The organism is Streptomyces sp. F001, assembly GCF_004187715.1.
Classification (GTDB): Bacteria; Actinomycetota; Actinomycetes; order Streptomycetales; family Streptomycetaceae; genus Streptomyces; species Streptomyces flavusporus.
The window spans coordinates 288129-306568 of the sequence record NZ_QZWF01000003.1; the positions used below are offsets into that span (position 1 = coordinate 288129).

Consider the following 18440-nt stretch of genomic DNA (forward strand, 5'->3'; position numbering starts at 1 on the left):
GCGTCAGCCCTTGTTGGCGCCGAGCGTGAGGCCGCTGACGAACTGCCGCTGGAGCAGGAAGTAGACGATCAGCGTCGGGATCGCGGTGAGCAGGGCGCCGGCGGCGACCAGGTTGGGGTCGGTGAAGTACTGGCCGGAGAGGTTGTTCAGCGCCGAGGTGATCGGCATGTTCTCGCCGGTGGAGATCAGGACGAGGGCCCAGAAGAAGTCGTTGTAGATCCAGATGGACAGCAACGTCGCCAGGGCGGCCATCGCCGGACGGCACAGCGGCAGGGTGATCTGCCAGTACAGCCGCCACACCGAGGCGCCGTCGACCAGCGCGGCCTCGGTCAGCTCGTGCGGCAGCATCTTCATGTAGTTGCTCAGCACGAAGGCGCAGAACCCGGACTGGAACGCCACGTGGATGAGGACGAGGCCGAGGGCGGAGTCGTACAGCTTGCCGCTCATCGTGATGCCGGGCAGGTCGATGAGCAGGTACATGCGGTACAGCGGGGTGATGATGACCTGCTGCGGCAGCAGGTTGCCGGCCGTGAAGAGCAGCAGCAGGAACAGGTTGATCCGGAAGTCGAAGCGGCTGACGTAGAAGGCGACCATCGACGACAGGAACAGCGTCAGCAGCACCGCCGGGACGGCGATCAGCAGCGTGTTCCCGAAGTAGTGCGTCATGTCCGACTGCGTGAACGCGTTGGTGAAGTTGTCGAAGTTCAGCGTGTCCGGGAGGGACACATAGCCCTTCTCGCTGGTCTCGGCGTACGGGCGCAGGGCCGCGTAGATCGCCCACAGCAGCGGCGCCAGCCAGGCCAGCGCCATGCTGCCGAGGACGACGTGCAGCAGGACCCGGGCGGGGCGGACCGGCGTGCGTTTCTTCACGGCAACAGTCGCGGTGCTCATGCTCGCCGCTCCTTCCGGAAGGTGCTCACCAGGTAAGGAATGATCACGACGAGGGAGATCAGCAGCAGCACGACCGCAATCGCGGATCCGTATCCGATACGGCTCGACTCACCGACGATGTTGTTGGTCACGAGGATCGACAGCAGCTCGGTGCCCTCGGCGCCGCCGTTGAAGACGTAGACGAGGTCGAAGCAGCGCAGCGCCTCGATGATGGTGACGACCAGGACGATGGTGTTGGTGGGACGCAGGGTCGGGAAGACGACGTTCTTGAACGTCTGCCACTCACTGGCCCCGTCGATCGCGGAGGCCTCGCGCAGGGACGGGTCGACGCCCTTCAGGCCGGCCAGGTAGAGGATCATCATGTAGCCGGCGTGCCGCCAGGACGCGGCGACGAGGATCGCCCACAGGTTGAGGTCCGGGTCGCCGATCCAGTCGATGTACTTGCCGGGCTCGTTGGCCCCGATGATGCTGTTGATCAGGCCGGTGTCGGGGTTGTAGACGAGCTGCCAGACGAAACCGATGACGGCCATGGACAGCACGACCGGCAGGAAGAACGCCGTCTGGTAGAAGCGGCTGAACTTGATCTTCTTGTCCAGCTGCACGGCCAGGAAGAGGCCGAGCGGCGTCGGGATCACGATCAGCACGACGAACCAGATGACGTTGTGCTGCACGGCGGGCCAGAACTGCGGGTTCTGCTCGAACAGTTCCTTGAAGTTCTGCAGCCCGACCCACTGGATCGAGTCGAAGCCGATGCCGTCCCAGGTGGTGAACGCGAGGGCGATCGAGGCGAGCGCGGTCACCCACACCAGGGCGATGTGCAGGATCGTCGGCAGGGTCGCCATCAGACCGAGCGTGAGCCGGTCGCGGCGGGTGAGCAGGCGGCGGTGCCCCTGGGGCACCTTCTTCTGCCGGGCGGGGGCGGCGCCCGGAGGCGGCACGGCGGCCGCCTCCGGGATCTCCTTGGTGATGTCGGTGCTCATGAGGACGCGAAGATCGTCTTCTTCTGGCGCTCGATCGAGGACAGCAGGCTGTCGACGCCCTTGGGATCGCGGATGAACTTCTGCAGCGCGGGCTGCATCACCGTGGAGGTGAAGTCCGGCCGGCTGTCGCGGTCCATGAACTGGGTGAGGCTCTTGGCGCCGCTGATCATGTCGTACGCCTTCTTCTGCAGGGCGCTGTACGACGAGGTGTCGGCCTTGCTGGAGGCGTGGACCGAGCTCGGGTCGGACTTGAGGTAGATGTCCTCGGCCTCCGGGGTGCCCAGGTACTCCAGGAGCTTGACCGCCTCGGCCTTGTTCTTCGGGTTCTTGCTCATCATGAAGCCGTCGGTCGGCGCCTCGACGGTGTCCTGGCCGTAGGCCGGGTCGATCTCGGGGAAGGCGAAGAAGTCGAGGTCCTCGAGGTCGTCCGGGTTGGTGAACTGCTGGGCCACGAAGGAGCCCAGGAGGTACATGCCGGCCTTCTTCGACACCAGCGTCTGGGCCGCGTCCTGCCAGGTGCGGCCGACGGCACCCTCCTGGTGGTAGGGGAGGATCTCGGCCCACAGGTCGAAGGCGGCGCGCACCTTGGCGTCGGTCCAGGAGGCCTTGCCGGCCATCAGGTCGACGTGGAAGTCGTAGCCGTTCTTACGGAAGTTGATCTGGTCGAAGGTGCCGAGCGCGGGCCAGGCGTCCTTGTCGCCGAAGGCGATCGGGACCAGGTCGTCCTTCTGCATCTGCTTGCACAGGGCGATGAAGTCGTCCCAGGTGGTGGGGACTTCGTAGCCCTTCTCCGCGAAGACGCTCTTCCGGTAGAAGACGGCCCAGGGGTACGTGTAGAGCGGCACGAAGTAGTACTTGCCGTCCTCGCCCTTGCTGAGCTTCTGCATCGCCGCGGGGAAGTTGCCGCTGATCTTCTGCCACACGTCGTCGATCGGGGTGGCGAGGCCCTTGGCCGCGAAGAACTGCATCCGGTACCCGGCGAACCAGGTGAACACGTCGTCCGGCGTGCCCTGGAGGTAGGAGTTGATCTGCTCCTGGAAGGTGTTCGAGTCCTTGGTGTTCACGTCGACCGTGATGCCGGACTTCTTCTTGTAGGCCGCGTAGATGTCGGCGAACGCCTTCTTCGGCACCGGGTCGGATGCCTTGGAGCCCAGGGTGACCGTCTTCGGGTCGGCTGCCGTGCCGCTGCCGCCGCAGGCGCTGAGCAGGGGTATGCCGGCGCCGAGAACGGCGGCGCCACCGACGCCGCGCAGCAGGGTGCGGCGGCTCGGGCCAGGGAGCGTGAGACCGGAGGGAGTTGTGTGCATAGCGGCTCCTGAGGGGGCACAGGGTCCGGTCCGAAAATTGGTCGAAACCAATCAGAAAACAACCTGACCGAACACGAGGGTGGCGTAATAACAGCCGCATGTCCGGTCATACGTCAAGGGTGGACGTCACTCTTTGTTGAAACGTAATCGTCACACTCGGGCACCACGGTGACCACAAACAGGCTGTCACAGAAACCAACACAACCGGTCAGGGCCCCAGGCCTGTCCTAGCCGACGCGGACGTCCTTCTCCACCGTGACCTGGTCGATCTCCGTGGTCCGGACGGTGATCCGCATCGTCCAGGTGCCCGCCAGCGGGAGCCGGAGCGCGTCCGTCACCCAGTAGCCGCCGCGGTCCTCCAGCCGGGCGTCGATCGGGCCGACGTCCTGCGCGCGCAGGGTGAACGTGATGCGCAACTCGGGAACGGTGGCGAAACCGTCGTCGGAGCCGTAGACCACGGCCTGCACCTGGTTCCGGCCCACGCGGCCGGGGGAGAGCTCGATTTGCACCTTGCCCCGCCCGTTCGGCGTGCCGACGTCGAAGGGGACCACCGTGCTGGACGCGGCGGCGGCCCCGCCTGCCGGGGCCGCCTGAGCGGCGGCACTCTCGCTCGCGACCCGGCCCGGCAGGGTGACCGTGAGGAGCGTGGTAATCACCAGGACGAGCACTCCGGTCACGAACTCGACGAGGACGGAGCGCCGCAGGGCGCGGCGGTGCGGGTCGCCGTCGGGGGTGGGGTGGGGTCGGGGTGGGTGCGCCCTCCGCCGGTCCGCTCGCGCCGTCCACCGGTTCGCTCACGGCCACCGCCGGTCCGCTCGCGCCGTCCGTCGGACCACTCACGCCCACCGCCCGGCCCCCTACCAGCTCCGGCACCCTCTCCGCGGCAGCGGTCCGCACCGGCTGTGCCGCCCAGTGGGACGTCCAGCGGCGGGAGACGGCCGCGGCCGCGAGCAGCAGGGTCACCGCGGCCAGCTTGACGAGCAGGAGGCGGCCGTACGTCGTGCCGGTGAGGGCGTCGAAGGAGCCGACGCCGCGCCAGGACTGGTAGACGCCGGTGAGGGTCAGGACGGCCACGCAGGCGAAGGCCAGCCGGGAGAAGCGGGTGACGGCGGGGGCGGTGAGGTCCTGCGGGGCGCGGTACAGCACGGTGAGCAGGGCGGTCAGACCGCCCAGCCAGACGGCCATGGCGAGCAGGTGCAGCACCGAGGAGGTGATCGCCACGGGCACCTGGATACCGGCGGAGGCGTGCTCGGCGGCGGCCCAGGTGAGGGCGAGGCCGAGGGCGAGGGGGACGCCGAGCACGGCGTGCGGACGGCGCCAGGACCGTCGTATGAGGAGGAACGCCCCCGCCAGCAGTGCCAGCCGGGCCAGCAGCGCCAGTCCCGGCCTGCTGGTGAGCGTGGCGCGCAGGACGGCCGGGTCGAGGGCGTCGGCGAGACCGGTGCCGCGCTCGTAGGGGCCGCGCAGGAGGAGCAGGGCGGTGGTGGACACCAGCAGGGTGAGACAGGCCGCGGGGATCAGCCGGCGCAGGGCCTTCGAGGGGCCGCCGAGGACCGCGGCCGTGAACACGAGGACGCCGATGAGCAGGGCCAGCCCGCCGTACGCGCAGTAGCGGGCGATGTTGTACAGCGAGGTCGCGGCCGGGTCCTCGGCCGGGGCGGTGACGGCGACGGTGGTCGCGGAGGGTTCGCCGACGGAGAAGATGAACGCGCCGGAGACGGGGTGGCTGTCCGCGGAGACCACGCGCCAGGCCACGGTGTACGTGCCGTCCTCCAGGCCGGCGGGCAGCCGCAGCCGGACCGTGTCGGAGCTGCCGTCCACGTGTGCGGCCCCGCTGGTGCGCAGCGGGCGGTTGTCGGGGGCGATGACCCGGACCGAGTCGTCGAGCAGGCCGACGGACTCGGTGAAGGTCAGGGTGATGTGCCGGGGGGCGGCGTCCAGGACGGTGCCGTCGCGGGGGTCGGTGCTGCCGAGTCCGGCGTGGGCCGACGCGGGGCCGGCCCCGCCGAGGAGGAGCAGGACCAGCACGGCGCCCAGCAGCACCAGCCGGTGAGGTCGCCGGGGGTGTCCGTGCGCTCCGTGGTCGCCGTCGTCCCGTTGTCCGCCATCGCGCAGCCCCATCGCTTCTCCGTCGTCGGATGTGTCTCCGCGATACGTACGGACACGGGCGCCGGTGTGCTCACGCACACGCTTCACGGGCGGCAGAGGTCCACGATCCGGTCGGCCCGGTCCGGGTAACGGGCGGTGAGGTCGGCGGCGTCCCCGTGTTCGTATCCCTCGAAGGTGAATCCGGGTGCCATCGTGCAGCCGAAGAACGTCCAGGCGCCGCCCTCGACGACCCGCCCGCCCATCCAGGTGCCGGCCGGCACGGTGAACTGGGGGTGCTGGCCGGCGAGTACGTCCGGTCCGAGCACGGCGGTGCGGGAGGTGCCGTCGGGGGCGAGCAGCAGGAGCTCCAGCGGGTCGCCGAGGTAGAAGTGCCAGACCTCGTCGGTGGGCAGGCGGTGCAGGGCGGAGTAGTCGTCCCGCTTGAGCAGGGCGACGATGGCGGTGCCTTCCGGGCGCCCGTCGGGCCGCCGGGGCCCCGCCCAGGTCTCTCGGAAGAGGCCGCCCTCGCGGGGGATCGGCTCCATGGCGTAGTGCGCGACGAGGTCTTCTGGGGTCACGCCGGGAAGGCTACCGCCCGGTCGAGGAAGGCGAGTTGAGCCTGCTTCTCCGGCAGGTACACATCGGGCAGGTCGATCTCCGGCAGCACGACCCTCGGCCCCGCTTCGAAGCCCTGCCGCACGAAACGGGCGATCGCCCTGTCGTTGCGCACGTCGGGGTCGACCACGATCCGCTGCCGGTCCAGGGTGAGCAGCACGTACGAGGTGATGGCGGACACCAGCAGCGCCGTCCAGCCGGGGCGTGCGCCGCCCGGTCCGGTGGGCGCGAGCAGCAGGTGGATGCCGATGTCGCCGGGGCGGACCTCGTAGCACTCGCCGACCCGGTCCGCGCCGGGCTCGTACGTCTGGAGCAGCGCGACCGGTGCGCCGTCCCGCACGACCAGGTGGGCGTGGTGGGTGTCGAGGGTGTCCATGTGCGCGTAGATGTCGGCGACCTGGTCCCGCGTGAGGCCGTTCATGCCCCAGAAGGCGGCCCGTTCCTCGCTGACCCAGCCGTGGATCACCTCGGCGTCGCCCTTCGCGTCCAGGGGCAGGATGCGGACGGTGCCGAATCCGTCGACCGCCTGTTCGTGGACGGCGGTGCGGGCGGCGTACGGGTCAGACATCGTCGGTCTCCTTCGTCAGACGGGCCCAGTCGGTGACGACCGGCACGAGATCTCCCTTGAGCCACAAGGGGAGTTGGTCGCGATGGTGGGGCGAGCCGGGGACGCCGGACGCGCCGAAGGGCACCACCCACAGGCTGTCCTCGCGGCGGGCCAGGTCCCACACGTAACGGGCGGCCGGGCCGCGTGCGGCGCGGTCGGTGAGGCCGGGGACGGCGGAGGTGCACAGCACACAGTCGTGGTCGCCGGACAGGCCGGGCTCGTCGTCCGACGGGCCGGCCAGGGCCCGCCACGGAGCGAGACGGTGGGTGTCGCCCCAGGTGCGCTGCGGCTGCCCGGCGACCTCCAGGACCGCGTCCCGGACGATCGCCGCGCGGTCGATGCCGTACAACTCCTCCGCGCTCAGCAGATGTTCCAGGGCGAAGCCGATGCGCGGGACGGGCGCGAGCCACGGAAGCAGGACCTCCGGGTAGGCGGGCGGCTCGGTCAGCGGGGTGAACGCCGGGTGGGCGGCGAGCCGGCGGACCACCGCGCCGCGCAGCGCCGCGTAGGCGGCGGCCTCGGGGCTGGCCGCGTCCATCCGACGGTCCCAGCGCAGGAGGCTCTCGCGCAGGGCGGCGGCGTCGGGGGACAGGTCGTCGAGGGCCTCGAGGTGGGCGAGGAGGGGCCCGGCGGAGGCGAGGTGGGTGTCGGTGTGGATCGCGGGCATGTCGGCTGCCGACCACTGGTCCTTCTCGCCCAGCAGCGCGGCGATCCGGCCGGCGCGGTGCGGCGCGGCGAACTCGACGCCGAGGGGGGTGGCGGGGCCGCGCTGGTTGGCCATCACCGCGATGCCGTCGGTCAGGCCCGCCCGGGGCATCTCGTGCCAGCCGCGCCACTCGTGGCCGGGCTCCCAGGCGGGGACCAGCCGGATGCGGTTGGCCTCGGCACGCACCGGTACCCGCCCCGCGACCCGGTGCAGGGTCCCGCCCTCGGTGTCGGCGGCCTGGACGACGTTGACCGGCTCGGCCCATACGTCGAAGGCACGGTCGACGTCGGCGACCGTGCGGGCCCGCAGCAGCGGCAGCAGGGCGGCGAAGCCGAGGTCGCCGGTGACGCGGGGCGGGTAGCGGAGGCTGAGGGCGAGGGGGGTGCCGTCGTCGAGCCCCTCGGGTCCACCGGCGACGACCGGTCCCCGTTCGGTCTCGATCACCTCGACCGGCACCCGCTCCGCACCGCCGACCTCGACGAACTCCGTGTGCCGCACGGCCCGTTGCCAGCGCCCGTCCGGGCCGAGCGCCTCGACACCGGCGCCGGTGCGCCGCAGCCGCTCCCGGTAGAGGTCCTGGTAGTCGGCCATGGCGTTGGTGATGGCCCAGGCGACCGTGCCGGTGTGGCCGAAGTGGGCGATGCCGGGGACACCGGGGACGGCGAGGCCGACGACGTCGAACTCCGGGCAGCACAGGCGGATCTGCTGGTACACACCGGGGTCCTCGATGAACCGGTGCGGGTCGCCCGCGATGACGGCCTGCCCGGTGACGGTGCGTTTGCCGGCGACCAGCCAGCCGTTGCTGCCGGAGGTGCCGGGACCGTCGGTGGCGAACAGCCCCACCGCCTGCGGTCCCAGGTGCCGTACGACCTGCTCGCGCCAGAGCTTCGCCGGGAAGCCCGCGAACAGGATGTGCGTGGCGAGCCAGACACCGAGCGGGGTCCAGGGCTCCCAGTGGCCGGGGGCCAGTCCGGTCGCGGCGAACTCGGGCGTACGGCGGGCGCCTTCGGAGAGGCCCTCGTTGACGCCGTCGACGTAGGCGCGGACCCAGTCGGACGTGCCGGGGTCCAGCGCGTCGAAGCAACGTCTCGCCGTGTCGTCCAGTCGCGCCCGTCTCGCGAAGACGTCCCAGGCCACGGCGTCCGGACCGAGGAAGGACGCCGAGGTGCCCTGGGCGCGGTGGCGTTCGACCTCCAGTTGCCAGGCGCGGTCGAGGGCGGTGACCCGGCCCTGGGCGCGGGCGAGTTCGCGGGCGCCGGAAGCGCGCAGATGCGGGATGCCCCAGGCATCGCGGTGGATCTCGGTGGTCACCCTGTCGCCCTCCTGTGCTTTAGGTTAGGCTCACCTAAGTGAGTCGTGGCGGAATCGTACGCGAAGGGTGAAGGCGCGATGGGGCAGGGGCGGGGTTGGGAGGGCACGGTCCTCAGGCTGCTGCGGGCGAAGGACTTCGTGTTCACCGTGACGGGCGCCGAGGACGTCACCGCCGAGTACCGGCGGCTCCACCTCACCGACGGCGGGATGCTCGCGGCGACCGGCGTCCACCCGACGATGTGGGTCCGGCTGTGGTTCGACAACGCGGGAAAGCCGCACCAGCGGGCGTACACGCTGGTCGACCCGGATCCGGCGGCCGGCACCTTCAGCCTCGAGTTCGCACTCCACGAGGGGTGCGCCAGTGACTGGGCGCGGGCGGCGAAACCAGGGGACACGATCGAGGCGACGGTGCAGGGGACGGGTTTCCAGCGGCCCCAGCCCGAGCCCTCGCACGTCTTCGCGATCGGCGACCCGGCCTCGCTGCCCGCGCTCAACTCCCTCCTCGACGAAATGGGTTCGGCGCCGGCGACGGTCTGGTTCGAGGGCGAGCCGGCCGGACTGCCGTACCGGGGAGACAACGACCGCCACGAGCTGCGCACGCTCCCCCGCGGACACCTGGTCGACGACGTGAAGACGACGCTGCCCGAACTCCTGGCGGCCACCCCGCACCCGTACGTCTGGATCGCCTGCGACACCGCGACGACCCGCACGCTGGCGGCGTACGTCCGCAAGGACCTGTCCGTGCCGAAGGACCGTGTGCACGCGCTGGGGTACTGGCGCGCGGCCTGACACCGGACGCGGGACCATCGGCTCATGGACGTCCCCCTTCACCTCGCCCAGGCCCCGAGGCCGATGAACTGCTCGGGCGCTCCCCGCTCGCCGCACCGGCCGGGATGCTGCCGGACCAGCAGATTCCGATGGAGTCGAGCACTACGCCGGTGATGTGAGCGGCGTCCGGCAGGGCGTCGGCAGCGGCCAAGGCCGCGAAGAAGCAGCTGTCAGCCGAGTGGCCCGCTCCGGGATGCGGGCCACTCGTCGGCGTTCCCAGCATGGAGCATGACCGAGCCACCGAGCGGCTCCCCCTGGGGTCCCGAGTACGACGACCGGCGCGTGCACGCCACCCGTGACCCGCACGCGCCGCGCCCGCCGTACGACGGACCCGAACCGCCCTTCGAGGGACCGCTGCACCTGATCTCCCGCGCCGCCTGGCAGGTCGTGCTGGTCACCGGGATCGCCTCGCTGGCCCTGGGCATCCTGGTCCTGTTCTGGCCGGACGCCACGCTGCTGGCCGCCGGCATCCTCTTCGGCCTCTACCTCCTCGTCAGCGGCGTCCTCCAGCTCGCCTCCGCCTTCGGCACCCACAAGACGACCTCGCTGCGTGTGCTGGCCTTCATCAGCGGCGCCCTGTCGATCCTGCTCGGCCTGTTCTGCTTCCGCGGCGCCATGCAGTCGATCCTGCTGCTCGCGCTGTGGATCGGCATCGGCTGGCTGTTCCGCGGGATCACCCAGACCCTGGCCGCCGCGTCCGACCCGGCGGTGCCCGCCCGCGGCTGGCAGATCCTCCTCGGCATCGTCACCGTCCTCGCCGGCGTCGTTCTGATCGTCTCCCCGTTCGAGTCGGTCGCCGTCCTCACGATCGTCGGCGGCTGCTGGCTGGTCGCGGTGGGCATCGTCGAACTCCTCACGGCGCTGCGCATCCGCGCCCTCACCCGCCACGTCCCCCGCGAGCTGTGACCGGGAGAACCTCATGCCCGTCATACCCGAGCCCGGTACGCCGAGCGAGCGAACAGCGCAGGCCCCAAGGGCCTCGTCCGCCCGCCGGGGAGGTGAGCAGCCGTGAATGCCGTCCCGTCTCCGGGTCGCTGGGCTCGGGTGGTCGTGCTGTTGCTCGCCCTGCTCGTGCCGGCGGCGCACACCGACGCGGTCGCCGTGCCCGCCGTGACCGTGGTGGGCGAGGTGACCGAGGGCGACCTGCTGGACACCGCCGTACGGCCGCCGGGGCGGGCCGTGCACCAGCCCGCACTGCCGCAGCGGCCGGTCCGCGCACCGGCCCCGGCGCTCCACGGGATGCCGGCCCGCCCCTGCCCGGCCCCGTCCTGGCCGCCGTACACCCCAAGCGCCCTGCGTTCCGTGGTCCTGCGCTGCTGATGCACCCGTCCTCCCCCAGGCCGGTCAGTACGACGCAAGGAAGACAGACGGACGCAAGGAAGAAGCAGCCATGCCCTCAGATCCCTACGCGGTGCTGCGCGCCCTGGTGCGCGCGGAGGCCGCCCGCAGTGCCCCGAAACCGGAAGCGAAGGAAGCCAAGCCGCAGCAACAGCCCGGCCACGTCGGGGAGCGGCGGCGCGGTTGACGTGAAGCCCGGACGCCCCCGCACGGGGCGTCCGGCTCACCGCTTTCTGCGAGCGACCTCATCCACACCCACCCCCTTTGACCGATATTGACCATGATGTGCGCGCACTTGACCAGCACGGCCCGAGCCGGGAAGCTGCGGCCAGGGAGGCTTGACCGGTAGGCTTTCCGTGTGATCTTCAAGCGCATCGGAAACGGCCGGCCGTACCCCGACCACGGCCGGGAAAGCACCCGGCAGTGGGCGGACGTCGCGCCGCGCCCGGTCCGCCTCGATCAGCTCGTGACGACCAAGCAGCAGCTCGACCTCGAGACCCTGCTGGCCGAGGACTCGACGTTCTACGGCGACCTCTTCGCGCACGTCGTGAAGTGGCAGGGAGACCTGTATCTGGAGGACGGCCTCCACCGCGCGGTGCGGGCGGCCCTCCAGCAACGCCAGGTGCTGCACGCCCGCGTGCTCGAGCTGGACTGAGGCCCGCCCGAGGCACCCGTCGGCAACGGCTTGGCCCTTTCGGGTTCTCCTGAGCGGCGTCGAATGATCATCTAGTAGGCATTGCCGCCCGGGCGCACTACGCTGCGCCCATGAGCATGCTGACTCCCCCCGGCATGGGCGGCCAGTACCGCATCACGGGGGACAAGTACCCGCGGATGCGCCCGCCCCGGCGGCGCGGCAGGCTCGTACTCCTCGTCACCGCCTCCGTCGCCGTGCTCGGCGTCCTCGGCTGGGGAACCCTCCAGCTCGTCGACGTCTTCACCGGCGGCGACAAGGCCTCGGCCGCCGGCTCCAAGGCGGACTGCGCGACCAAGGCGAGCCCCTCGCCCAGCGCGGCCAGGGACCTGCCCGAGCCCCGCGCGATCACCGTCAACGTGCTCAACGCCACGACCCGCAGCGGCCTCGCCAAGCAGACCGCCGACGAACTGAAGAAACGTGGCTTCAGGATCGGCGACGTGGGCAACGCGCCGAAGGAGTTCGACAAGAAGGTCCGCGGCACCGGCATACTCCTCGGCCCCACCGCGTCCCTGAACACCTCGCTGCCCGTCCTCGCCACCCAGCTCACCACCGCCGAACGCCGCACCGACGCCAAACGCAAGGGTCCGGCCGTCGACCTGATCCTCGGCAACGGCTTCAAGGGGCTGACGAAGCAGGCGGACGCCGCCGCGGCGCTGGCCGCACTGGCCGAGCCGGAGCCGACGCCCACCGCGTCGAAGAAGAGCTGCTGAAGCCTCGCACGAGGCTTCAGCAGGGCCCTATTCGGCCGCCCCGTACATCCGGTCCCCGGCGTCGCCCAGGCCCGGCACGATGTAGCCGTTCTCGTTGAGGCGCTCGTCGACCGATGCCGTCACCACCGTCACCGGGGTGCCCGCCAGTTCGCGCTCCATGAGCTCGACGCCCTCCGGGGCGGCCAGCAGCACCACCGCGGTCACATCGTCGGCGCCGCGCTTGATCAGCTCCTGGATCGCCGCGACCAGCGTGCCGCCGGTGGCGAGCATCGGGTCCAGGACGTACACCTGCCGCCCGGAGAGGTCCTCCGGCATGCGGGTGGCATACGTGGACGCCTGCAGCGTCTCCTCGTTGCGGATCATGCCCAGGAAGCCCACCTCGGCGGTCGGCAGCAGCCGGACCATGCCGTCCAGCATGCCGAGGCCGGCCCGCAGGATCGGCACCACCAGCGGGCGCGGGTGGGAGAGCTTCACGCCGGTGGTGGAGGCGACCGGGGTCGTGATGTCGACCTGCTCGGTGCGCACGTCGCGCGTGGCCTCGTAGGCGAGCAGGGTGACCAGCTCGTCGGCGAGACGGCGGAAGGTCGCGGAGTCGGTGCGCTGGTCGCGCAGCGTGGTGAGCTTGTGGGCGACCAGGGGGTGGTCGACGACGTGGAGACGCATGCCCCCCACAGTAGCCGCGCTTCGTGGCCGCCACGCCCTGGCGTCAAACCCCCCGTCCGGGGGAAGGTGGGAGTGACGGATAGGGGTGGTTGCCTATGCCTGACCTGCCTGACCTGCCCGAGGGCGACACTCCGGGGGACCGGGATTCCGCCGGACGGCGCACAGCCGCGACGCCGCAGGAGACCGACGCCGAGCGGAGGCGGCGCCGGGCCCGGTTCCTGCGCGAACTCGCCGAAGCGCGAGAACTTCGTGACCGCGTCCAGCCCCGGCGCGCCAAGACGGCCCGGCTGCGCCACGCCATGCGCATGCGAACGTTCCGCTGGTAGATCCACCGCCCGGGCCGGCGGCGGGAAGATCTGCGCCCCAAACGGTCGTTGTGGGAGTGGACGTGCGGGGCCGGCCTCGAAAGCCGCGTACGATCCGCAGGTGGCGGCAACGAGTGCGCTGGTGAGTCGTTCGCGTACGTGCGATCAAAACTGCCGGACACAGGGAGCCGAAGACGTCCCCTGAGCGCCTTGTTTCTGCCACGATTCCGAGTGGGTGGGACTCGGAGCCCGAGCTCTCCCCGCCCGCAGCCTCCGCCGGGGGGACCCCCAACCGGCACGCCTCTGACCAGTGGGAGAGTCACGGTGTACTTCGCCGCACTGCTCGCGCGCACCGAAGACGGGTGGGAAGCGAGCGACACAGAGCTCGACGATGTGGAGACCCTGTCGGATCTGGCCGACCTGGCCCGGGAAGCCTCTCCCGACGACGACACGGTGCTCGTCCTGATCGAGCAGGAGGACGCCTGGTTCGGCGTCGTCCGCATCGATGGCGAGGACGACCCTCGGATCTACGTCTCGGACGCCGCCGCGGCTGCCCGCAGCAGCTACGGCGAGATCCTGCTCACCGACGAGCTGCTCGGCAGGGAGCCCGGCGACGACAGCGCCGACCTGGACTCCCTGGACCTCGACGGCACCGAGGACGGTGAACCCGCCGACGACGACGCCGACGCGGACGCCGGCGACGGCGGCTCCGCCGAGGCCGTGCCGCACGGCCCGGTCGGCGACACCGCCGTCCTCGACGACCTGGGCGTCAGCGAGAAGGAGCTGCTGTCGCTCTCGGAGGACGCCCTCACCTCGATCGCCGAGTCCCTGGGCGCCTCGGACGTCCTGGAGACCGTCCGCTGACCCCGCCCGGCACCGCACGGTCCCCCGACCCGGTACGCGACCGCTGGCGGGCCGCGATGCGGCACGCCCTGGACGAGGCCGAACGGGCCGTCCGCGGCGGCGACGTCCCCGTCGGCGCGGTCGTGCTGTCCGGCGACGGTACGACCGTGCTGGCCACCGGGCACAACGAACGCGAGGCCACCGGCGACCCGACCGCGCACGCCGAGGTCCTCGCCATCCGCCGCGCGGCGGCGAAGCTGAGAGAATCAGCGGCGCGAAGCGCCTCCGGCAAGGATGGCGGTGGGAGACGGGCGGGCGAGTGGCGGCTGGCCGGCTGCACCCTCGTCGTCACCCTCGAACCCTGCACGATGTGCGCGGGCGCGATCGTCCAGTCCCGCGTGGACCGCGTCGTCTACGGCGCCCGCGACGACAAGGCGGGCGCGGCCGGCTCCCTCTGGGACGTCATACGCGACCGGCGGCTCAACCACCGCCCCGAGGTGATCGAGGGCGTGCTCGCCGAGGAGTGCGCCCGGCTGCTCACCGACTTCTTCCGCGACCGCTGACCGGCCACCGTGGCAGGCGCGAATACCGATTTCGGACCATGCCCCACCTTGCTGTAAGGTCTCCCTCGGTAGCGTGTCCGAGCGGCCGAAGGAGCTCGCCTCGAAAGCGAGTGTGGCGCAAGTCACCGAGGGTTCAAATCCCTCCGCTACCGCTCGAGAAAGGGCCCCGTCGTCAGACGGGGCCCTTCGTGCATGCCGGGACATGCCGGGACAACGGATCCCGCCCGGCGAGGCGTTGGTCGTCAAATACGACGTGAAGTTACACTCACCGCCGGCAACAGGGGTCCCATCAGGCGCAGCAGGCACAGGGGAGGCCGCAGTGGCGGTGAATTCGAAGAAGATCGCCGTCTATGTGCTTGTGGTCTTCGCGCTCTACGTGATCATCACGGACCCGTCCAAGGCCGCCGACTACGTCCAGATAGGGTTCGAGGGCATATCGGACGCCGCCAAGGCCATCGGTGACTTCATGACCTGGGTCGCCAACGGAGGAGAGTCATGATCCGCCACCTGGTCCTGTTCAAGCTCAACGAGGGTGTCGAGCGTGACGACCCGCGCGTCGTGCAGGGCGTCGAGGCCTTTCGGGCCCTCGGCGACCAGATCGAGGAGCTGCGCTTCTGGGAGCTCGGCTGGAACGTCAGCGACCGGCCCGTCGCGTACGACTTCGCGATCAACTCGGCCGTCGACGACCAGGACGCCCTCAAGCGCTATCTGGAGCATCCGGCGCACCAGGCGGGCGTCGCCCCCTGGCGGGAGTTCGCCACTTGGGTGATCGCCGACTACGAGATCTGAGGCCCACGGACTCCCGAGCCCTCCGCCGGAACGGCGGGGGGCTTTCATGCGTCTTACGCCCCAACTTGCCTTCAACACGGCGTTATGCGGTGCTTGCACACGGTGCACATGTCTTGTGATGCTATGACCGCTTTTGACGGATGTGTTGATGGACCATGAGGTGGAGTTGACCGTGTCGGCCAGTACTGCGCCTCAAGCACCCCCCGAGGAGGAGGCCGCGCCGCAGCGCAGCCGGGGCGCCGACACACGGGCACTCACCCAGGTCCTGTTCGCCGAGCTCAAGAAGCTGGAGCCGGGCACGCCGGAACACACCCGGGTGCGGGGGGCGCTGATCGAGGCCAACCTTCCGCTCGTACGCTACGCGGCCGCCCGTTTCCGCTCCCGCAACGAACCCATGGAGGACGTCGTCCAGGTCGGCACCATCGGGCTCATCAACGCCATCGACCGTTTCGACCCGGACCGGGGCGTACAGTTCCCGACCTTCGCGATGCCGACCGTCGTCGGGGAGATCAAGCGGTACTTCCGCGACAACGTCCGCACGGTCCACGTACCGCGCCGACTGCACGAGCTGTGGGTGCAGGTCAACAGCGCGACCGAGGATCTGACCACCGCCTTCGGGCGCACCCCGACGACCGCCGAGATCGCCGAGCGGCTGCGCATCACCGAGGACGAGGTGCTGTCCTGCATCGAGGCCGGACGGTCCTACCACGCGACCTCGCTGGAGGCGGCCCAGGAGGGCGACGGCCTGCCCGGCCTCCTCGACCGGCTCGGCTACGAGGACCCCGCCCTCGACGGGGTCGAGCACCGCGACCTGGTCCGGCATCTGCTCGTCCAGCTCCCGGAACGCGAGCAGCGGATTCTGCTGCTGCGCTATTACAGCAACCTCACCCAGTCGCAGATCAGTGCGGAACTCGGGGTCTCGCAGATGCATGTGTCGCGGCTGCTTGCGCGGAGCTTTCAGCGGCTGCGTTCGGCGAACCGGATCGAGGCGTAGCGCTCCGCCGGGGGTGCGGTAGCCATCTGCGGGTGCGTTGTGGCTGGTCGCTCCCCCACTCTCGGCTCCTCCCCCACGCTCGGCTTCGCTCGCGCGGGGGGGGGACCCCCATCGCGGCGGAGCCGCATATCGATACAGCCCCGCGCCCCTTTGGGGCGCCGCCGAACCGCACCTGAGTGCGCCGAACCCGCTCAGGCGGATCGCCCTGCCACCGCGAATCGAACCGGCGCACAACCGAATGAGAGGTCGAGGCATCACCAGCACGGGCGAATCGCTCACCAGGGCCGTTGCCGTCGAATTTGTGCCGAAGGACCGTCAGACCCCCTTCTTCCAGGACGGATTCGCATCTCACGTGTCGACATGTCTCTACAGCGTGTTGCCGACATGTGACATTCTGCGGGAAGAGCGTTTGCCGGTGCCCAGGCGCCGGTATTCAGGTGAAGGCTGACGTTCCTCATCGGGAGCGTTCGCCGCGACCGTCCCGCGACCCAAAGGGGGTGGCATGTCCGCAGACCAGGGCAGCTCGAAGGTGCTGACGCTCACGAAGAGCGAGGCAGCGCCGGAGGCTCTCGACGCGCTCGACGCCATCGGCGCCCTCAACGACGTATCGGCCCTCGAGGCCACGCCCACCCCGGCCCCGCCGGCCTCGGAGTCCATCGACACCCGCACCCTCTCCCGCTCCCTGTTCCTGCGGCTCGCCGCGCTCGACGAGGACAGCCCGGAGCGCGCGTACGTCCGGGACACCCTGATCGAGCTCAATCTCCCCCTCGTGCGCTACGCGGCCGCCCGCTTCCGCTCCCGCAACGAGCCGATGGAGGACATCGTCCAGGTCGGCACGATCGGCCTGATCAAGGCCATCGACCGGTTCGACTGCGAACGGGGCGTGGAGTTCCCGACGTTCGCGATGCCCACGGTCGTCGGTGAGATCAAGCGGTTCTTCCGGGACACGTCGTGGTCGGTGCGTGTGCCGCGCCGTCTCCAGGAGCTGCGCCTGGCCCTGACGAAGGCCAGCGACGAGCTGTCCCAGAAGCTGGACCGCTCCCCGACCGTGACCGAACTCGCCGCCGTCCTCGGTGTCTCCGAGGAGGATGTCGTCGACGGCCTCGCGGTGGGCAACGCCTACACCGCCTCGTCCCTGGACTCCCCGGCCCCGGAGGACGACGGCGGCGAGGGCTCGCTGGCGGACCGGCTCGGCTACGAGGACACGGCGCTGGAGGGCGTGGAGTACCGCGAATCCCTGAAGCCGCTACTGGCCAAGCTCCCGCCCCGGGAGCGGCGGATCATCATGCTGCGCTTCTTCGCCAACATGACCCAGTCGCAGATCGGCGAGGAGGTCGGCATCTCCCAGATGCATGTCTCCCGGCTCCTCACCCGGACCCTGGCCCAGCTGCGTGAGGGGCTCATCTCCGACTGAAGGCTTCCTATCTGACGGAGCGTCAGCCACTATGGCGCGATGCTTCCAACGACCTGGACCCGTGGCCGCCGGGGTGCCGTGATCGGTGCGTCGGCGGCCGTCGTCTGCCTCGGTGCGGTACTCGCCGGGTACGGAGGCGGCGGCGCGGACGGCGGATACGTCGCGGTCGGCGCGGGCGCAGGCCCGTCCGGGCGTACGGCGGCGGAGCCGACGGGTGGCGTGCGGCTGGTGCCCCTCGACGGAGCGGAAGCGGCGGGCGAAGGCGAGGGCAGCCCCTCGGCCAACTCTTCTGCCGACAGGGGAAGTTCAGGTCAGCCGTCGCCGGACGGCACACCGAGCGCAGGCAGCGGCTCCGCCCCCACGAGCGGCGATCACAGCAGGCCGGCCGCCGACGAGCCCTCGGGCACGGATTCCGCTCCTGCGGAGGCGGATTCGCCGGCTCCGACGCCCTCCCCCACGCGTACGGCACCTCAGGGGCCGGCCGCGCTGAGTGTGGGCGAGCCCGTGCGGGAGCCCACCGACAAACGCTGGTGCGAGAAGGTGACCCTCCCCCTGCACAACACCGGGGAAACCGCGGTGCGTTCGGGCACGGTGACCTTCGGGACGCACATCATCGGCGCGCTCGGCATCGACTGGGGAACGGTCGAGTCCAGCGGGAAACTTCCGGCGCCGATCGCAGCCGGCGCGCGGAAGGAAGAGTCCTGGACGGTGTGCGTCGACGCGTGGCGCGTGCCGCTCGGCATGCACATCGAGACGCGGGACGTCGACGTCCGGTGGGAGTGAGCTGCTTCCCG

The 18440-nt window shown here is 70.7% G+C and carries 21 protein-coding genes, 1 tRNA gene and 2 pseudogenes; 16 read left to right on the plus strand and 8 right to left on the minus strand.

Features of this window, described 5'->3' with window-relative positions; all coding sequences use genetic code 11:
* Positions 1-3: 3 nt before the first annotated feature.
* The 7 genes and pseudogenes from StrepF001_RS14495 to StrepF001_RS14525 form a co-directional block, all read right to left on the minus strand.
* Entirely contained in the window at positions 4-891 is an 888-nt protein-coding gene (locus StrepF001_RS14495) for a carbohydrate ABC transporter permease (RefSeq protein ID WP_129798655.1), read from the minus strand.
* Complete coding sequence (locus StrepF001_RS14500) at positions 888-1871, minus strand: sugar ABC transporter permease (RefSeq protein WP_129798656.1); 984 nt, start codon at positions 1869-1871, stop codon at positions 888-890. The genes StrepF001_RS14495 and StrepF001_RS14500 overlap by 4 nt, the downstream gene beginning before the upstream one ends.
* A complete protein-coding gene (locus StrepF001_RS14505; protein WP_129798657.1) occupies positions 1868-3178 on the minus strand; it encodes an ABC transporter substrate-binding protein in 1311 nt (436 codons plus the stop codon). Before StrepF001_RS14505 ends, StrepF001_RS14500 begins: the two co-directional genes overlap by 4 nt.
* A gap of 227 nt (positions 3179-3405) precedes the next feature.
* Positions 3406-5221 (minus strand): annotated as a pseudogene (locus tag StrepF001_RS14510) (copper resistance protein CopC).
* A 149-nt stretch (positions 5222-5370) separates the two neighbouring features.
* Positions 5371-5844, minus strand: a complete 474-nt coding sequence (locus tag StrepF001_RS14515) for a cupin domain-containing protein (protein WP_129798658.1) — start codon at positions 5842-5844, stop codon at positions 5371-5373.
* Positions 5841-6449 (minus strand): GNAT family N-acetyltransferase, encoded by a 609-nt coding sequence (locus StrepF001_RS14520; RefSeq protein WP_129798659.1) that lies wholly within the window; start codon positions 6447-6449, stop codon positions 5841-5843. The genes StrepF001_RS14515 and StrepF001_RS14520 overlap by 4 nt, the downstream gene beginning before the upstream one ends.
* Positions 6442-8505: a penicillin acylase family protein gene (locus StrepF001_RS14525; RefSeq protein WP_129798660.1), complete on the minus strand. Its 2064-nt coding sequence runs from the start codon at positions 8503-8505 to the stop codon at positions 6442-6444. The genes StrepF001_RS14520 and StrepF001_RS14525 overlap by 8 nt, the downstream gene beginning before the upstream one ends.
* Before the next feature lie 78 nt (positions 8506-8583).
* Here StrepF001_RS14525 and StrepF001_RS14530 point away from each other — a divergent pair, with 78 nt between their 5' ends.
* From StrepF001_RS14530 to StrepF001_RS14555, 7 genes and pseudogenes are all read left to right on the plus strand, one after another.
* A complete protein-coding gene (locus StrepF001_RS14530; RefSeq protein ID WP_129798661.1) occupies positions 8584-9294 on the plus strand; it encodes a siderophore-interacting protein in 711 nt (236 codons plus the stop codon).
* 24 nt (positions 9295-9318) lie between these two features.
* Positions 9319-9428 (plus strand): annotated as a pseudogene (locus StrepF001_RS47900) (Fe-S cluster assembly protein HesB); the annotation flags it as partial.
* A gap of 133 nt (positions 9429-9561) precedes the next feature.
* Positions 9562-10239: an HdeD family acid-resistance protein gene (locus StrepF001_RS14540; protein ID WP_129798662.1), complete on the plus strand. Its 678-nt coding sequence runs from the start codon at positions 9562-9564 to the stop codon at positions 10237-10239.
* A gap of 102 nt (positions 10240-10341) precedes the next feature.
* Positions 10342-10653, plus strand: coding sequence for a hypothetical protein (locus StrepF001_RS14545; protein ID WP_240797506.1), 312 nt, complete (start codon positions 10342-10344; stop codon positions 10651-10653).
* A 70-nt stretch (positions 10654-10723) separates the two neighbouring features.
* Positions 10724-10858 carry a hypothetical protein gene (locus tag StrepF001_RS49530; RefSeq protein WP_263495087.1) on the plus strand — a complete coding sequence of 45 codons (135 nt, stop codon included), beginning with the start codon at positions 10724-10726 and terminating at the stop codon, positions 10856-10858.
* Positions 10859-11029: 171 nt separating this feature from the next.
* On the plus strand, positions 11030-11326 hold the full coding sequence (locus StrepF001_RS14550; RefSeq protein WP_004943146.1) for a type II toxin-antitoxin system VapB family antitoxin: 297 nt from the start codon (positions 11030-11032) through the stop codon (positions 11324-11326).
* Positions 11327-11460: 134 nt separating this feature from the next.
* A complete protein-coding gene (locus StrepF001_RS14555) occupies positions 11461-12075 on the plus strand; it encodes a LytR C-terminal domain-containing protein (RefSeq protein ID WP_129799104.1) in 615 nt (204 codons plus the stop codon).
* A 27-nt stretch (positions 12076-12102) separates the two neighbouring features.
* Here the strand turns inward: StrepF001_RS14555 and upp are convergent, their stop codons facing one another.
* Positions 12103-12738: a uracil phosphoribosyltransferase gene (gene upp, locus StrepF001_RS14560; RefSeq protein ID WP_129798663.1), complete on the minus strand. Its 636-nt coding sequence runs from the start codon at positions 12736-12738 to the stop codon at positions 12103-12105.
* Positions 12739-12833: 95 nt separating this feature from the next.
* Between upp and StrepF001_RS14565 the strand changes: the two genes are divergently transcribed.
* The 9 genes from StrepF001_RS14565 (at position 12834) to StrepF001_RS14610 (ending at position 18429) form a co-directional block, all read left to right on the plus strand.
* Complete coding sequence (locus StrepF001_RS14565; protein ID WP_224737178.1) at positions 12834-13064, plus strand: hypothetical protein; 231 nt, start codon at positions 12834-12836, stop codon at positions 13062-13064.
* Positions 13065-13367: 303 nt separating this feature from the next.
* Positions 13368-13907 (plus strand): hypothetical protein, encoded by a 540-nt coding sequence (locus StrepF001_RS14570; RefSeq protein ID WP_129798664.1) that lies wholly within the window; start codon positions 13368-13370, stop codon positions 13905-13907.
* A gap of 56 nt (positions 13908-13963) precedes the next feature.
* Positions 13964-14449 carry a nucleoside deaminase gene (locus StrepF001_RS14575; RefSeq protein WP_129798665.1) on the plus strand — a complete coding sequence of 162 codons (486 nt, stop codon included), beginning with the start codon at positions 13964-13966 and terminating at the stop codon, positions 14447-14449.
* A gap of 67 nt (positions 14450-14516) precedes the next feature.
* A tRNA-Ser gene (locus tag StrepF001_RS14580) sits at positions 14517-14601 on the plus strand.
* 167 nt (positions 14602-14768) lie between these two features.
* Positions 14769-14948 carry a hypothetical protein gene (locus StrepF001_RS14585; RefSeq protein WP_129798666.1) on the plus strand — a complete coding sequence of 60 codons (180 nt, stop codon included), beginning with the start codon at positions 14769-14771 and terminating at the stop codon, positions 14946-14948.
* A complete protein-coding gene (locus StrepF001_RS14590; RefSeq protein ID WP_129798667.1) occupies positions 14945-15238 on the plus strand; it encodes a Dabb family protein in 294 nt (97 codons plus the stop codon). The genes StrepF001_RS14585 and StrepF001_RS14590 overlap by 4 nt, the downstream gene beginning before the upstream one ends.
* Before the next feature lie 148 nt (positions 15239-15386).
* Complete coding sequence (locus tag StrepF001_RS14595) at positions 15387-16232, plus strand: RNA polymerase sigma factor SigF (RefSeq protein ID WP_206306856.1); 846 nt, start codon at positions 15387-15389, stop codon at positions 16230-16232.
* A gap of 502 nt (positions 16233-16734) precedes the next feature.
* A complete protein-coding gene (locus tag StrepF001_RS14605) occupies positions 16735-17646 on the plus strand; it encodes an RNA polymerase sigma factor SigF (RefSeq protein WP_129798670.1) in 912 nt (303 codons plus the stop codon).
* Between the two features lie 39 nt (positions 17647-17685).
* Positions 17686-18429, plus strand: a complete 744-nt coding sequence (locus StrepF001_RS14610; RefSeq protein WP_129798671.1) for a hypothetical protein — start codon at positions 17686-17688, stop codon at positions 18427-18429.
* The last annotated feature ends 11 nt before the right edge of the window (positions 18430-18440 follow it).

Bases quoted from the DNA above. Each gene is read 5' to 3' on its own strand.
- StrepF001_RS14495 (WP_129798655.1), bottom strand. From the start codon at position 891: ATGAGCACCGCGACTGTTGCCGTGAAGAAACGCACGCCGGTCCGCCCC.
- StrepF001_RS14500 (WP_129798656.1), bottom strand. From the start codon at position 1,871: ATGAGCACCGACATCACCAAGGAGATCCCGGAGGCGGCCGCCGTGCCG.
- StrepF001_RS14505 (WP_129798657.1), bottom strand. From the start codon at position 3,178: ATGCACACAACTCCCTCCGGTCTCACGCTCCCTGGCCCGAGCCGCCGC.
- StrepF001_RS14520 (WP_129798659.1), bottom strand. From the start codon at position 6,449: ATGTCTGACCCGTACGCCGCCCGCACCGCCGTCCACGAACAGGCGGTC.
- StrepF001_RS14530 (WP_129798661.1), top strand. From the start codon at position 8,584: ATGGGGCAGGGGCGGGGTTGGGAGGGCACGGTCCTCAGGCTGCTGCGG.
- StrepF001_RS14540 (WP_129798662.1), top strand. From the start codon at position 9,562: ATGACCGAGCCACCGAGCGGCTCCCCCTGGGGTCCCGAGTACGACGAC.
- StrepF001_RS49530 (WP_263495087.1), top strand. From the start codon at position 10,724: ATGCCCTCAGATCCCTACGCGGTGCTGCGCGCCCTGGTGCGCGCGGAG.
- StrepF001_RS14555 (WP_129799104.1), top strand. From the start codon at position 11,461: ATGGGCGGCCAGTACCGCATCACGGGGGACAAGTACCCGCGGATGCGC.
- upp (WP_129798663.1), bottom strand. From the start codon at position 12,738: ATGCGTCTCCACGTCGTCGACCACCCCCTGGTCGCCCACAAGCTCACC.
- StrepF001_RS14565 (WP_224737178.1), top strand. From the start codon at position 12,834: ATGCCTGACCTGCCTGACCTGCCCGAGGGCGACACTCCGGGGGACCGG.
- StrepF001_RS14575 (WP_129798665.1), top strand. From the start codon at position 13,964: ATGCGGCACGCCCTGGACGAGGCCGAACGGGCCGTCCGCGGCGGCGAC.
- StrepF001_RS14590 (WP_129798667.1), top strand. From the start codon at position 14,945: ATGATCCGCCACCTGGTCCTGTTCAAGCTCAACGAGGGTGTCGAGCGT.
- StrepF001_RS14595 (WP_206306856.1), top strand. From the start codon at position 15,387: ATGGACCATGAGGTGGAGTTGACCGTGTCGGCCAGTACTGCGCCTCAA.
- StrepF001_RS14605 (WP_129798670.1), top strand. From the start codon at position 16,735: ATGTCCGCAGACCAGGGCAGCTCGAAGGTGCTGACGCTCACGAAGAGC.
- StrepF001_RS14610 (WP_129798671.1), top strand. From the start codon at position 17,686: ATGCTTCCAACGACCTGGACCCGTGGCCGCCGGGGTGCCGTGATCGGT.